Source organism: Streptomyces sp. NPDC000880 (assembly GCF_053599675.1).
The window spans coordinates 36,790-49,897 of record NZ_JBSFMS010000029.1; the positions used below are offsets into that span (position 1 = coordinate 36,790).

The window sequence follows — 13,108 nt, forward strand, 5'->3', positions numbered from 1 at the left end:
GAAGGCTTGACGACGGGCCCGTATCCCTTCGGGGGTGCGGGCCCGTCCGCTTTGAGAGGATCTGTCGCGTGAGCGATGAGGTGGAGCCGGGGTACGTCCGGGTACGGCTGGATCTGTCGTACGACGGCAAGGACTTCTCCGGGTGGGCCAAGCAGGCCGGTGGGCGGCGGACCGTCCAGGGGGAGATCGAGGACGCGCTGCGTACGGTGACGCGGTCCTCGCAGACGTACGAACTGACCGTCGCCGGGCGCACCGATGCCGGAGTGCACGCGCGCGGGCAGGTCGCGCACGTCGATCTGCCCGAGAGCGTCTGGGCCGAGCACCGGGACAAGCTGCTGCGGCGGATGGCGGGGCGGCTCTCGCACGATGTGCGCGTCTGGAAGGTCGAGGAGGCCCCCGTCGGGTTCAACGCGCGTTTCTCGGCGATCTGGCGGCGGTACGCGTACCGGGTGACCGACAACCCTGGGGGCGTCGACCCGCTGCTGCGCGGTCATGTGCTGTGGCACGACTGGCCGTTGGACGTCGAGGCCATGAACGCGGCCGCGGCCGGGCTGGTCGGGGAGCACGACTTCGCGGCGTACTGCAAGAAGCGCGAGGGCGCCACCACCATTCGTGCACTGCAGCGGCTCGCGTGGGAGCGGGACGAGGCGGGGATTGTCACCGCGACCGTGAAAGCTGATGCCTTCTGCCACAACATGGTGCGCTCGCTGGTCGGCGCGCTGCTGTTCGTGGGGGACGGGCACCGGCCGGTGGAGTGGCCGGCGAAGGTGCTGGCCGCGGGGGTGCGGGACTCGGCCGTCCACGTGGTGCGGCCGCACGGCCTCACGCTGGAGGAAGTCGGTTACCCCGCCGACGAGCTGCTGGCCGCCCGGAACCGGGAGGCCCGCAACAAGCGGTCACTGCCGGGGTCACTGTCCGGCGGGAGCGGTGGCTGCTGCTGAGGCCTGGGCCTCGCCGCGGCGCACGATCTGACGGAACGTGAACTCCGCGAGGTCGTCGCCCGTCTGGAAGGCCTTGGTGTCGCCCTTGGTGACGGACTTGGCCTGGGTGTAGCCGGTGGCGGTGAAGTAGGCGTACCGGCCGTAGAAGTTGGCGGTGAACCGGCAGACAGGGCCACCCTTGCAGAAGGCACCGACGCCTGCGCCGGGGAGCGGGGCGACATTGCCCTGCGCCTGCTGGGCGGCCTTCTTGGCCTCAGCCTCGGTGCCGAAGACCGCTACGCCGACAGTGACGGCGATGCCGTCCTTGCTGTACGTGGCGCGGAAGACCTGGTCGCAGCCGTTCTTCTCGAGGACCGAGCCGAGCGCGCCCTGGGTCGCGGAGGGGCAGGTGCCGGTACGGGCGGTGGCGCCCTTGGCGTAGACCCGGTCGCCCATTGTCAGCTTCTTGCCCGGGAAGAGGATCTCCGCGCTCAGCGGCGCCGTGTCCTTCTTCTCGTCGGAGATGAAGTCCTTCGGGTTCGGCGGCGGCAGCGGCGCGACCGAGGAGAAGGACGGTTCGGGCCGGGTGGTGTCGCTGGGCAGGTCGGGGGGTGCGGGCAGCTCGCTCGCGTTCTTGTCCGCGGCCTGGTTGCCCTCACCACTGTTGGAGGAGACGATCGCGGTCGCCACGACGCCGGCGATCAGGGCGGTTGCGAGTGCGCCGCCGCCGACCAGCAGCCACCGCTTGCGGCGGGTGCGGGCGGCGGATGCGTCGGCCAGCGCGGCCCAGTCCGGTGTGTCCGCCTGCGCGCTCGCACGCAGGCCGAACGGGTCGGGTGCGGCCGGCCCGGAGTTGTAAGGGTCTTGTCCCCCGTACGGGTTCTGATTCTGTCCACCGGGACTCCACGGAGGTCCCCCCTGCCCAAAGGTCATGCCGCGCATCCTAAACCGGTTGGGCCAGGGGGACATCGGCGGCGAGAATCGGCGCATGGGACATCTCGAGGCGGCGCATCTGGAGTACTACCTACCGGACGGACGGGTGCTTCTCGGCGACGCCTCGTTCCGGGTGGGGGAGGGCGCGGTGGTCGCCCTGGTCGGGGCCAACGGCGCCGGCAAGACGACGCTGCTGCGGCTGATGGCGGGAGAGCTGCAGCCGCACGGCGGGACGGTGTCGGTCAGCGGCGGGCTCGGCGTGATGCGGCAGTTCGTCGGGTCGGTACGGGACGAGCGGACCGTACGGGATCTGCTGGTGTCGGTGGCGCAGCCGCGGATCAGGGAAGCGGCCGCGGCGGTGGACGCCGCGGAGCACGGGATCATGACGGTCGACGACGAGGCCGCGCAGATGCGGTACGCGCAGGCGCTGAGCGACTGGGCAGAGGCACGGGGGTACGAGGCCGAGACCGTCTGGGACATGTGCACGATGGCGGCGCTGGGTGTCCCGTACGAGAAGGCGCAGTGGCGCGAGCTGAAGACGCTGAGCGGGGGCGAGCAGAAGCGACTGGTGCTGGAGGCGCTGCTGCGGGGGCCTGACGAGGTGCTGCTGCTGGACGAGCCGGACAACTATCTGGACGTGCCGGGCAAGCGGTGGCTGGAGGAGCGGCTGAAGGAGACCCGTAAGACGGTCCTCTTCGTCTCCCACGACCGGGAGCTGCTGTCGCGGGCGGCGGAGCGGATCGTGAGCGTGGAGCCGAGTCCGGCGGGGTCGGACGTGTGGGTGCACGGCGGCGGGTTCGGTACGTATCACGAGGCGCGCAAGGAGCGTTTCGCGCGCTTCGAGGAGCTGAAGCGGCGCTGGGACGAGGAGCATGCGCGGCTGAAGGCGCTGGTGCTGAGGCTGCGGAACCAGGCGGCGATCAGCCCGGACATGGCGTCGCGGTACCGGGCGATGCAGACGCGCTTCAAGAAGTTCGAGGAGGCGGGGCCGCCGCCGGAGCCGCCGCGCGAGCAGGAGATCCGGATGCGGCTGCGGGGCGGGCGGACCGGGGTACGGGCGCTGACGTGTGCCGGTCTTGAGCTGACCGGCCTGATGAAACCGTTCGACCTGGAGGTCTTCTACGGGGAGCGGGTCGCTGTGCTCGGCTCGAACGGGTCGGGGAAGTCGCACTTCCTGCGGCTGCTGGCGGGGGATGCGGTCTCCCACACGGGGGAGTGGAAGCTGGGGGCGCGGGTGGTGCCCGGGCACTTCGCGCAGACGCATGCGCATCCGGAACTGCTGGGGCGGACGCTGGTCGACATCCTGTGGACGGAGCATGCGAAGGACCGGGGCGGTGCGATGAGCGTGCTGCGCCGGTACGAGCTGGAGCGCCAGGGGGACCAGCCCTTCGAGAAGCTGTCGGGCGGGCAGCAGGCGCGCTTCCAGATCCTGCTGCTGGAACTGGAGGGGACTACGGCGCTGCTGCTGGACGAGCCGACGGACAACCTGGACCTGGAGTCGGCTCAGGCGCTGCAGGAGGGGCTTGAGGCGTACGAGGGGACGGTGCTGGCGGTGACGCACGACCGGTGGTTCGCGCGGGCATTCGACCGGTATCTGGTGTTCGGGTCGGACGGGGTGGTGCGGGAGACTGGGGAGCCGGTGTGGGACGAGCGGAGGGTGGATCGGGTGCGATGACCTCGGCGGTCGGCGGTCGGCGGTCCGGGGTGCGGGGGCGCCTGCGGCGGGCTCTTCCCCTCCCCGCCCGTTTCCACAACCGGGGCTCCGCCCGGACCCCGTGGGTGAGAGGGGCACCGGGGGCGCGCCCCCTGACCCCCCGGGGGGTGCGGAAGCTCCGCGCAGGGGGGTCAGGGGGGTCGCGGGCGGCAGCGTCGCCGGGCGGGGATCGGGGGCTTCGCGTCGCATCCCGGCCGCCCGGCCCACGGCGTCCCGGGCCGGCCGGGACGCCGGCACCCCGCCCCGCAAGGCCCCGCCGGCCGCGGGTGCGCACCGGTCGGTGACCCGGGACGCCGGACGCGCCCTGACCGGTACACGTCACCGGTTTTGACCCGCCCGGGGGAGCGCGGGTATTCTTCTGGTTCGTTATGCGTATTGGCTTGCTCTATCTCACGTGAGGGGCCCTTACGCCGGTCCACCGGGCCGATGACCAGCGGCAGGCACACGGGTTGCGTCCCCGAGGTGCCGCCATGGCTGTCGTGATCGTCCGGGTGGCCCTGTCAGGACCCTTCCCCTAAGCCCTGGGGCTTGGGGAGGCCCCATCACTGAAGAAGCGAAGGCTACGACCGTGCGTACGTACAGCCCCAAGCCCGGCGATGTCACGCGCCAGTGGCACATCATCGACGCGCAGGACATTGTCCTGGGCCGTCTGGCGACTACGGCAGCGAACCTCCTCCGGGGCAAGCACAAGCCGATTTACGCCCCCCACATGGACATGGGCGACTTCGTCATCATCATCAACGCCGAGAAGGTTCACCTCTCCGGCAACAAGAAGACCCAGAAGATGGCGTACCGCCACTCCGGGTACCCGGGTGGTCTGCGCTCCGTCCGCTACGACGAGCTGCTTGCCAAGAGCCCGGAGAAGGCTGTGGAGAAGGCCATCAAGGGCATGATCCCCAAGAACACCCTGGGTCGTCAGATGCTCTCGAAGCTGAAGATCTACGCGGGCGAGAACCACCCGCACGCTGCCCAGCAGCCGGTCCCGTTCGAGATCACCCAGGTCGCGCAGTAGTTCCGGCCACCCCCTAAGACGTACAGAAAGATCTGAGGAGAATCGTGGCCGAGACCACTGCAGAGACCCCCGTCGAGGGCACCGAGGCTGAAGAGACCTTCGCCGAGGTGACCACCTTCGAGTCGGAGGTTCCCGTCGAGGGCGAGTACACCAGCGAGTCGCTGGCGTCCCGCTTCGGCGACCCCCAGCCGGCTGCCGGCCTGGGCCGTCGCAAGAACGCCATCGCCCGCGTCCGGATCGTTCCGGGCACCGGCAAGTGGAAGATCAACGGTCGCACCCTTGAGGAGTACTTCCCCAACAAGGTGCACCAGCAGGAAGTCAACGAGCCCTTCAAGGTGCTCGAGCTCGACAACCGCTACGACGTCATCGCCCGTATCTCGGGTGGCGGCGTCTCCGGCCAGGCCGGCGCCCTGCGCCTCGGCGTGGCCCGCGCCCTGAACGAGGCGGACGTGGACAACAACCGCGCCACGCTGAAGAAGGCCGGCTTCCTCTCCCGCGACGACCGTGCGGTCGAGCGTAAGAAGGCCGGTCTCAAGAAGGCCCGCAAGGCCCCGCAGTACAGCAAGCGCTAAATCGCACGCTGGCCTGTACGGCTTTCGTTCGCCCCGGCGGCACTCTCCGTGCTGCCGGGGCGTTCGTTTATCGACAACCTCGGGCGTAATAACGGGCTATGGCGCTCAGAGGCTTGCATTTTCGGAGCATTTTCGGAGGACAGCTGTGGGACGACTCTTCGGCACGGACGGCGTGCGCGGTGTCGCCAATGCGGATCTGACGGCGGAGCTCGCGCTCGGCCTGTCGGTCGCTGCGGCGCATGTGCTCGCCGAGGCTGGGACCTTTGAGGGACATCGGCCGACCGCCGTGGTCGGACGCGATCCGCGTGCGTCGGGAGAGTTTCTGGAGGCCGCCGTCGTGGCAGGCCTCGCAAGCGCGGGCGTGGACGTCCTGCGCGTCGGTGTGCTGCCCACCCCCGCGGTGGCGTACCTCACCGGTGCGCTGGGCGCCGACCTCGGCGTGATGCTTTCCGCGAGCCACAACGCCATGCCGGACAACGGCATCAAGTTCTTCGCGCGCGGCGGGCACAAGCTCGCCGACGAGCTCGAGGACCGTATCGAGACGGTGTACGAGCAGCACCGGACCGGTGAGCCGTGGGAGCGGCCGACCGGCGCCGGCGTCGGACGAGTGACGGACTACGACGAGGGCTTCGACAAGTACGTCGCGCACCTCATCGCCGTACTGCCGAACCGGCTCGACGGGCTGAAGGTCGTCCTCGACGAGGCGCACGGCGCGGCCTCCCGTGTCTCGCCCGAGGCCTTCGTGCGGGCCGGGGCCGAGGTCGTCACCATCGGCGCCCACCCGGACGGGCTCAACATCAACGACGGCTGCGGGTCCACCCACTTGGACCTGCTGAAGGCCGCAGTCGTCGAGCACGGCGCGGACTTCGGCATCGCGCACGACGGCGACGCGGACCGCTGCCTGGCCGTCGACGGCGCGGGGGAGGAAGTCGACGGAGACCAGATCCTGGCTGTGCTCGCCCTCGCTATGCGCGAGGCCGGGACGCTGCGCAAGGACACCGTCGTCGCCACCGTCATGTCCAACCTCGGTTTCAAGCTGGCGATGGAACGTGAGGGTCTGCAGTTGGTGCAGACCGCGGTCGGCGACCGGTACGTCCTGGAGTCGATGAAGGCCGAGGGCTACGCGCTCGGCGGCGAGCAGTCCGGGCATGTCATCGTGCTCGATCACGCCACGACCGGAGACGGCACGCTCACCGGCCTGATGCTGGCGGCGCGCGTCGCAGCGACGGGCCGCTCGCTGGCCGATCTCGCGGGGGTCATGGACCGGCTGCCACAGGTGCTCATCAATGTGCCGGACGTGGACAAGTCGCGGGTCAACACCTCCGCGGAGCTGACGGGCGCCGTCGCCGAGGCGGAGCGCGAGCTGGGCGCCACCGGCCGCGTACTGCTGCGTCCGTCGGGTACGGAGCCGCTCGTACGGGTGATGGTGGAGGCCGCCGACATCGAGCAGGCCCGCTCGGTGGCCGGGCGGCTGGCCGATGCGGTGAAGTCCGCGCTCGGCTGACCCGATCAGGCAACGCGATACGCCGCCCGACCCCTGACGGGGCCGGGCGGCGTATCGCGTATATCGCCTGTCAGAGCAGCGACTTGGCCGCCGTACGCTTCCGCTGCAACGCCCAGAAGTACTTCTGGGCGAGCAGCGTCAGCGTGCCCGCCAGCACAATGCCCAGCAGATTGAGCAGCAGTTGCTCCGTCGAGCCCCACGCCTGCTTGTACTCCTGATAGCTGAAAGCCACCGCCGCGTTCGCCGCCGCCGGGACGGTGGTGACCGAGATCGCCACACCCACCAGCGCACCCGCCTTCGCCGAGGTCAGGGAAAGCGTGCCGGCAGCACCCGCCAGGACCGCGACCACGAACGAGAACCAGTCCGGGCGGTAGATGAAGTTGGTGTTGGGGCGTTCTGCTGAGAGCTTCGCCGCCTCGAAGAGGTTCACCCAGTCCATGAAGTAGCTGAAGACCACCGTGACGAGCATCGCCGCGGCGAAGCCCACGATCAGCGCCAGGAACGAGCGCCACGCGAGGCGCGGGGCGCGCTGCACCAGCGCCGTGCAGAAGCCCGCCAGCGGGCCGAACTCCGGGCCCACCGCCATCGCGCCCACGATCAGGATCGCGTTGTCGAGCACCACGCCGCACGCCGCGATCATCGTCGCCAGCGCCAGGAACGCGATGTACGTGACCGAGAGCGTCGACTCCTCGTGCGTCGCGTCCGTCAGGTGCTCCCACAGCACCGCGTCCGCGCCCTCGCCCGGAGCCTCTTCCTCCGCCTCGTCGGCACGGCTGGACAGCGACAGGTCGATGTTCTCGACGGCGATCGAGCCGGACTCGTCGATGCCGAGCGCCCGCAGACCACCGATCAGTTCGTCGCCCGCCTCGCGCGCGACATCGCACATCACAAGGTCGCCCGGGGGATTGCGGGCGGCGCCGGGGATGACCGCGAGGTGCGCCGTGCCGACGGTCCTCTCGATCAGCCGGACCACTTCGGCGGTGCGGTCGGCCGGGGTGATCAGGCGAAGGTGCAGCACGCAGGCGGCTCCTCGGAGTTGGCGTCGCAGTTGCGTCGGAGTACGCGTCAGAGCTTGCGCAGTGACAGGCGCTGGACCTTGTGGTCCGGGCCCTTGCGCAGCACCAGCGTGGCACGGCCGCGCGTCGGAGCCACGTTCTCCAGCAGATTGGGCTTGTTGATGGTGCGCCACATCGTACGGGCGTAGTCCAGTGCCTCCTCCTCGGAGACCTGGGTGTACTTCCGGAAGTACGAGGAGGGGTTCTGGAACGCCGTCTCGCGCAGCTTGCGGAAGCGGTTGAGGTACCAGGTCTCGATGTCCTCGGGACGGGCGTCGACGTACACACTGAAGTCGAAGTAGTCGGCGAGGCCGACTCGCGTACGGCCGTCCTTCCCGGGCAGGGCCGGCTGCAGGACGTTGATGCCCTCGACGATCAGGATGTCGGGGCGGCGGACGGTGAGGCGCTCGCCCGGCACGATGTCGTAGATCAGGTGGGAGTAGACCGGGGCGGTGACCTCGTCCTTGCCCGCCTTGATGTCGGCGACGAAACGGGTCAGGGCGCGCCGGTCGTACGACTCGGGGAAACCCTTGCGCGACATCAGTCCGCGGTCCTGGAGCTCCCTCATGGGGAGCAGAAAGCCGTCGGTGGTGACGCGCTCGACCCGCGGGTGCTCGGGCCAGCGGGCCAGCAGAGCCTGGAGCAGACGGGCGACGGTGGACTTGCCGACCGCGACGGAGCCGGCGACTCCTATGACGAAGGGGGTGCCGCGCTGCTCGCCGTGGCCGTTGCCGGCGTCGCCCAGGAACGTGTTGAGCGCTCCGCGCAGACCGGCGGAGGCCTGTACGTACAGATTGAGCAGTCGGGACAGCGGGAGGTAGACGTCCCGTACCTCGTCCAGGTCGATGACATCGCCGAGACCGCGCAACCGCTCGACCTCCTCGGCGGTGAGGGGGAGCGGAGTTCTGTCGCGCAGAGCGCTCCACTCCGCGCGGGTCAGGTCGACATACGGCGTCGACGCGTGCTCGGCCCGGCGTTGGGCGCTTCGTGGCGGCGAAGAGATCACACGATCATTGTCGCGGCTTCAAGGACGCCGTGGCGGGTGGGATCGGTCACGCGGGGGAATCGCGGTGGGTGGGCCGGCGCTGCGGCGCTCCTCGCTGGACGAGGTGTTTCTGGCCCTGACCGGAGACCGGGCGGGAGCCCGAGCGACCCGACGACGCCGCCGACGCCGAGCCGGACGAGAGCGAGCTGGAGAAGGCGGTGAGCTCCGCAGGACAGCGACGACGATCACCGCCCCGCTGACCAAATCGGGCCAGGTGCGGCCGCTGGCGGTGCTGTCCGCGTCGAGACGTTGCCGGGCTGGCTCCAAGCATGGGGCGACGTCAATCCGGTCACTCATCTGTCGGACGCGTTCCGAGGTCTGCTGCTGGGCGGCGAGGTGGCCGAGCCGGTGCTCTGGTCGCTGCTGCGGGCCGCCGGGACAGCCGCGGTGTTCTACCCGCTGGCGATGCGGGCGTACCGGGTTAACGCCTGACAGGGCCCGTGCGCGCCTGTCTGCCCGGGACGTGACGGGCGGGGGGTCGTAGGCTGCGGCCATGTGCGGAATCGTGGGTTACGTCGGCGGACAGTCGGCGCTTGATGTGGTCGTCGCGGGCCTCAAGCGGCTCGAGTACCGGGGCTACGACTCGGCCGGCGTGGCGGTACTCGCCGACGGCGGGCTGGCCGCGGCGAAGAAGGCGGGCAAGCTCCTCAACCTGGAGAAGGAGCTGGTGGACCGGCCGCTGCCGACCGGGACCACCGGCATCGGGCACACCCGGTGGGCCACGCACGGCGGGCCGACCGACGCCAACGCCCATCCCCATCTGGACAACGCGGGGCGCGTCGCCGTCGTACACAACGGGATCATCGAGAACTTCGCGGCGCTGCGGGCCGAGTTGGAGACACGCGGGCACGAGCTGGCGTCGGAGACCGACACCGAGGTCGTGGCGCATCTGCTCGCGGAGTCGTTCTCCTCGTGCGGGGATCCGGCCGAGTCGATGCGGCAGGTGTGCCGGCAGCTCCAGGGCGCCTTCACGCTGGTCGCCGTGCACGCGGACGAGCCGGATGTGGTGGTCGGCGCGCGGCGGAACTCCCCACTGGTGGTGGGCGTTGGGGAAGGTGAGTCCTTCCTCGCGTCGGACGTGGCCGCGTTCATCGCCCACACGCGGTCCGCGATCGAGCTGGGGCAGGACCAGGTGGTGGAGCTCCGCCGGGACGGCGTGATGGTCACCGACTTCGACGGTGCGCCCGCTCAGGTGCGGACGTACCACGTGGACTGGGACGCTTCCGCGGCCGAAAAGGGGGGCTATGACTACTTCATGCTCAAGGAGATCGCCGAGCAGCCCAAGGCTGTCGCCGATACCTTGCTGGGGCGGATCGACGCCGGCGGGTCGCTGACGCTCGACGAGATCCGGATCCCGGTGTCCGTGCTGCGGGAGGCCGACAAGGTCGTCATCGTGGCATGCGGCACCGCCTTCCACGCCGGGCTGATCGCCAAGTACGCCATCGAGCACTGGACCCGCATCCCGTGCGAGGTGGAGCTGGCGAGCGAGTTCCGCTACCGGGACCCCATCCTGGACCAGCGGACGCTGGTGATCGCGATCTCCCAGTCCGGCGAGACCATGGACACCCTGATGGCGCTGCGGCACGCGCGTGAGCAGGGCGCGAAGGTGCTGGCCATCTGCAACACGAACGGCTCGACGATTCCGCGCGAGTCCGACGCCGTGCTGTACACGCACGCGGGTCCCGAGGTCGCGGTCGCGTCGACCAAGGCGTTTTTGACGCAGCTGGTGGCGTGTTATCTGGTGGCGCTGTATCTGGGGCAGGTGCGCGGCACCAAATGGGGCGACGAGGTCCAGGCCGTCATCCGGGACTTGGCGCAGATCTCGGGGGCGGTCGAGCGGGTCCTGGAGACGATGGAGCCGGTACGGGAGCTGGCGCGCTCGCTCGCAGACAAGAACACGGTGCTGTTCCTGGGGCGGCATGTGGGCTATCCGGTGGCACTGGAGGGCGCGCTGAAGCTCAAGGAGCTGGCGTACATGCACGCGGAGGGCTTCGCGGCGGGCGAGCTCAAGCACGGGCCGATCGCGCTGATCGAGGAGGATCTGCCGGTGGTGGTTGTGGTGCCGTCGCCGCGTGGGCGTTCGGTGCTGCACGACAAGATCGTCTCCAATATCCAGGAGATCAGGGCGCGCGGGGCGCGGACGATCGTGATCGCGGAGGAGGGGGACGAGACGGTCGTGCCGTACGCGGATCACCTGATCCGGATCCCGGCCACGCCGACGCTGCTGCAACCGCTCGTGTCGACCGTGCCGTTGCAGGTCTTCGCGTGCGAGCTGGCGACGGCGCGCGGCAACGAGGTCGACCAGCCGAGGAACCTCGCGAAGTCTGTCACCGTCGAATGATCATCGGGGTGGGGATCGACGTCGCGGAGATCGACCGGTTCGCCGCGACGATGCGGCGTACGCCGGGCATGGCCGGACGGCTGTTCCTGGAGCGGGAGTTGCTGCTGCCCAGCGGTGAGCAGCGGGGATACGCCTCCTTGGCGGCGCGGTTCGCCGCGAAGGAGGCGGTCGCCAAGGCGCTCGGCGCGCCGGCCGGGCTGCACTGGACGGACGCTGAGGTGTACGTCGAGGACAGCGGGCAGCCGCGGCTGCGGGTGCGCGGGACGGTGGCGGCGCGGGCGGCCGAGCTCGGCGTGCGGTCCTGGCATGTGTCGCTCAGTCACGACGCGGGGGTGGCGTCGGCCGTGGTGATCGCGGAGGGTTGACCGTATGCGTACCGCTTACAGCGTGGAGACCGTACGGGCCGCCGAGGCCGAACTGATGGCGCGCCTGCCGCAGGGCGCGCTCATGGACCGGGCCGCTGCCGGGCTCGCCGCGGCCTGTGCGGATCTGCTGGGCCGGGTGTACGGCGCGCGGGTGGTGCTGCTCGTCGGTAGTGGGGACAACGGCGGCGACGCGCTGTACGCGGGGGCGCGGCTGGCGCGGCGGGGAGCTGGGGTGTCGGCGGTGCCGCTGGGGGCGCGCATCCATGAGGGCGGCCTCGCGGCCCTGCTCGGCGCGGGCGGGCGGGTCGCGGACGACCCCTTCGAGGTGCTGGCCGCCGCGGACCTGGTACTGGACGGCATCACCGGGATCGGCGGGCACGGCGGGCTGCGTCCTGACGCGTTGCCGGTGGCGCGGGCCGCGCGCGGGTCCAGCGCGGTCGTCGTCGCGGTGGATCTGCCGAGTGGCGTGGAGGCGGACACCGGGGAGGTGCGGGGCGAGGCGCTGCGCGCGGATGCGACGGTGACCTTCGGTACGTACAAGCCGGGGCTGCTGATCGACCCGGCCAAGGAGTACGCGGGGACGGTGCGGCTCGTCGGCATCGGTCTGGAGGCGCACCTGCCGTCCGTGCCTGACCTTGAGGCGCTCCAACACGCGGATGTGGCACGGCTGTTGCCGGTGCCGGCAGTGGAGAGCGACAAGTACCGGCGGGGCGTTGTGGGCGTCGTCGCCGGGTCCGCGCGCTACCCGGGCGCGGCGGTGCTCGCGGTCGCGGGCGCGCTGCGCGGCGGCGCGGGGGCGGTGCGGTACGTCGGGCCCGCGACCGAGGCCGTGATCGCCCGGTTCCCGGAGGCCCTGGTCCACAGCGGACCCCCGTCGAAGGCGGGCCGGGTGCAGGCGTGGGTCGTCGGCCCGGGGCTCGGCGACGGACTGGATGTCGTACAGGACGTACTGGGCTCCGACGTGCCGGTCCTGGTCGACGCGGACGGCCTGCGGCCGCTCGACGCGTCGGTGCTGCGGGACCGCGGCGCGCCCACGCTGTTGACCCCGCACGCGGGGGAGGCGGCCGCGCTGCTGGGCGTACCGCGCGAGGAGGTGGAGTCCGCGCGGCTCGCGTCCGTGCGGGAACTTGCCTCGCGCTACGGAGCGACGGTGCTGCTCAAGGGCTCGACGACACTGGTCGCCGAGCCGGACGGCGGCCGTTGCCCGGTCAGGGTGAACCCCATGGGCACGCCCTGGCTGGCGACGGCCGGCAGCGGCGACGTCCTGTCAGGCCTGGCCGGCGCGCTGCTTTCGGCGGGCCTCGACGCGCGGGACGCGGGCTCGGCGGCGGCGTACCTGCACGGCCTGGCGGCCCGCCACGCGATCACGGAGGGCGCGCCGATCACGGCGTACGAGGTGGCGGGGGCGCTGCGGTCGGCGTGGCGCGACGTGCAGGAGTGCAGCAGCGACGTGCAGTAGTGACCTGCATGAGTGACCTTCAGTAGCGACCTGCAGCAATGACGTGCGGTACTGACCTGCAGGAATGACGAGCAGAAGTGACGGGCCCGGCGAGCCGCGACCTCGCCGGAACAGCCCCCGTTCCCCGAAACCGTGATCAACCGCACACGCGCATACTTGTTCAACCCCGCACCGGTTGTACGACCGCT

12 protein-coding genes are annotated in these 13,108 nt (G+C 70.7%); 9 read left to right on the top strand and 3 right to left on the bottom strand.

Going from position 1 to position 13,108, the window contains the following annotated elements:
* Positions 1–68 precede the first annotated feature (68 nt).
* On the top strand, positions 69–941 hold the full coding sequence (gene truA / locus ACWDO5_RS12820) for a tRNA pseudouridine(38-40) synthase TruA (RefSeq protein WP_450530312.1): 873 nt from the start codon (positions 69–71) through the stop codon (positions 939–941).
* Here the strand turns inward: truA and ACWDO5_RS12825 are convergent.
* Positions 909–1,853, bottom strand: coding sequence for a hypothetical protein (locus ACWDO5_RS12825; RefSeq protein WP_450530313.1), 945 nt, complete (start codon positions 1,851–1,853; stop codon positions 909–911). The genes truA and ACWDO5_RS12825 overlap by 33 nt on opposite strands.
* A 55-nt stretch (positions 1,854–1,908) precedes the next feature.
* Between ACWDO5_RS12825 and ACWDO5_RS12830 the strand changes: the two genes are divergently transcribed.
* The 4 genes from ACWDO5_RS12830 to glmM all read left to right on the top strand — a co-directional run bounded on the left by ACWDO5_RS12830 (position 1,909) and on the right by glmM (position 6,655).
* A complete protein-coding gene (locus ACWDO5_RS12830; protein WP_450530314.1) occupies positions 1,909–3,528 on the top strand; it encodes an ABC-F family ATP-binding cassette domain-containing protein in 1,620 nt (539 codons plus the stop codon).
* Between the two features lie 607 nt (positions 3,529–4,135).
* Positions 4,136–4,579, top strand: coding sequence for a 50S ribosomal protein L13 (gene rplM, locus ACWDO5_RS12835; protein WP_266381617.1), 444 nt, complete (start codon positions 4,136–4,138; stop codon positions 4,577–4,579).
* Between the two features lie 44 nt (positions 4,580–4,623).
* Entirely contained in the window at positions 4,624–5,151 is a 528-nt protein-coding gene (rpsI, locus tag ACWDO5_RS12840) for a 30S ribosomal protein S9 (RefSeq protein ID WP_450530315.1), read from the top strand.
* A 145-nt stretch (positions 5,152–5,296) separates the two neighbouring features.
* On the top strand, positions 5,297–6,655 hold the full coding sequence (glmM, locus tag ACWDO5_RS12845) for a phosphoglucosamine mutase (RefSeq protein ID WP_450530316.1): 1,359 nt from the start codon (positions 5,297–5,299) through the stop codon (positions 6,653–6,655).
* 70 nt (positions 6,656–6,725) lie between these two features.
* On the opposite strand, the gene ACWDO5_RS12850 is transcribed toward glmM, so the two are convergent.
* Together ACWDO5_RS12850 and coaA are read right to left on the bottom strand one after the other, a co-directional pair.
* Entirely contained in the window at positions 6,726–7,673 is a 948-nt protein-coding gene (locus ACWDO5_RS12850) for a DUF389 domain-containing protein (RefSeq protein WP_450530317.1), read from the bottom strand.
* 47 nt (positions 7,674–7,720) lie between these two features.
* Entirely contained in the window at positions 7,721–8,716 is a 996-nt protein-coding gene (gene coaA, locus ACWDO5_RS12855) for a type I pantothenate kinase (protein WP_450530318.1), read from the bottom strand.
* A gap of 288 nt (positions 8,717–9,004) precedes the next feature.
* On the opposite strand from coaA, the gene ACWDO5_RS12860 reads away from it, so the two are divergent.
* The 4 genes from ACWDO5_RS12860 to ACWDO5_RS12875 all read left to right on the top strand — a co-directional run bounded on the left by ACWDO5_RS12860 (position 9,005) and on the right by ACWDO5_RS12875 (position 12,920).
* Positions 9,005–9,187 (top strand): hypothetical protein, encoded by a 183-nt coding sequence (locus tag ACWDO5_RS12860; RefSeq protein WP_450530319.1) that lies wholly within the window; start codon positions 9,005–9,007, stop codon positions 9,185–9,187.
* 61 nt (positions 9,188–9,248) lie between these two features.
* A complete protein-coding gene (glmS, locus tag ACWDO5_RS12865; RefSeq protein WP_450530320.1) occupies positions 9,249–11,096 on the top strand; it encodes a glutamine--fructose-6-phosphate transaminase (isomerizing) in 1,848 nt (615 codons plus the stop codon).
* A complete protein-coding gene (locus ACWDO5_RS12870; RefSeq protein ID WP_450530321.1) occupies positions 11,093–11,461 on the top strand; it encodes a holo-ACP synthase in 369 nt (122 codons plus the stop codon). Before glmS ends, ACWDO5_RS12870 begins: the two co-directional genes overlap by 4 nt.
* Before the next feature lie 4 nt (positions 11,462–11,465).
* Positions 11,466–12,920, top strand: coding sequence for an NAD(P)H-hydrate dehydratase (locus tag ACWDO5_RS12875; protein ID WP_450530322.1), 1,455 nt, complete (start codon positions 11,466–11,468; stop codon positions 12,918–12,920).
* Positions 12,921–13,108 lie beyond the last annotated feature (188 nt).

What these genes read in the sequence shown, in the direction of transcription:
- ACWDO5_RS12825 (WP_450530313.1), bottom strand. Translation starts at nt 1,853, where the DNA reads ATGACCTTTGGGCAGGGGGGACCTCCGTGGAGTCCCGGTGGACAGAAT.
- ACWDO5_RS12830 (WP_450530314.1), top strand. Translation starts at nt 1,909, where the DNA reads ATGGGACATCTCGAGGCGGCGCATCTGGAGTACTACCTACCGGACGGA.
- glmS (WP_450530320.1), top strand. Translation starts at nt 9,249, where the DNA reads ATGTGCGGAATCGTGGGTTACGTCGGCGGACAGTCGGCGCTTGATGTG.
- ACWDO5_RS12870 (WP_450530321.1), top strand. Translation starts at nt 11,093, where the DNA reads ATGATCATCGGGGTGGGGATCGACGTCGCGGAGATCGACCGGTTCGCC.
- ACWDO5_RS12875 (WP_450530322.1), top strand. Translation starts at nt 11,466, where the DNA reads ATGCGTACCGCTTACAGCGTGGAGACCGTACGGGCCGCCGAGGCCGAA.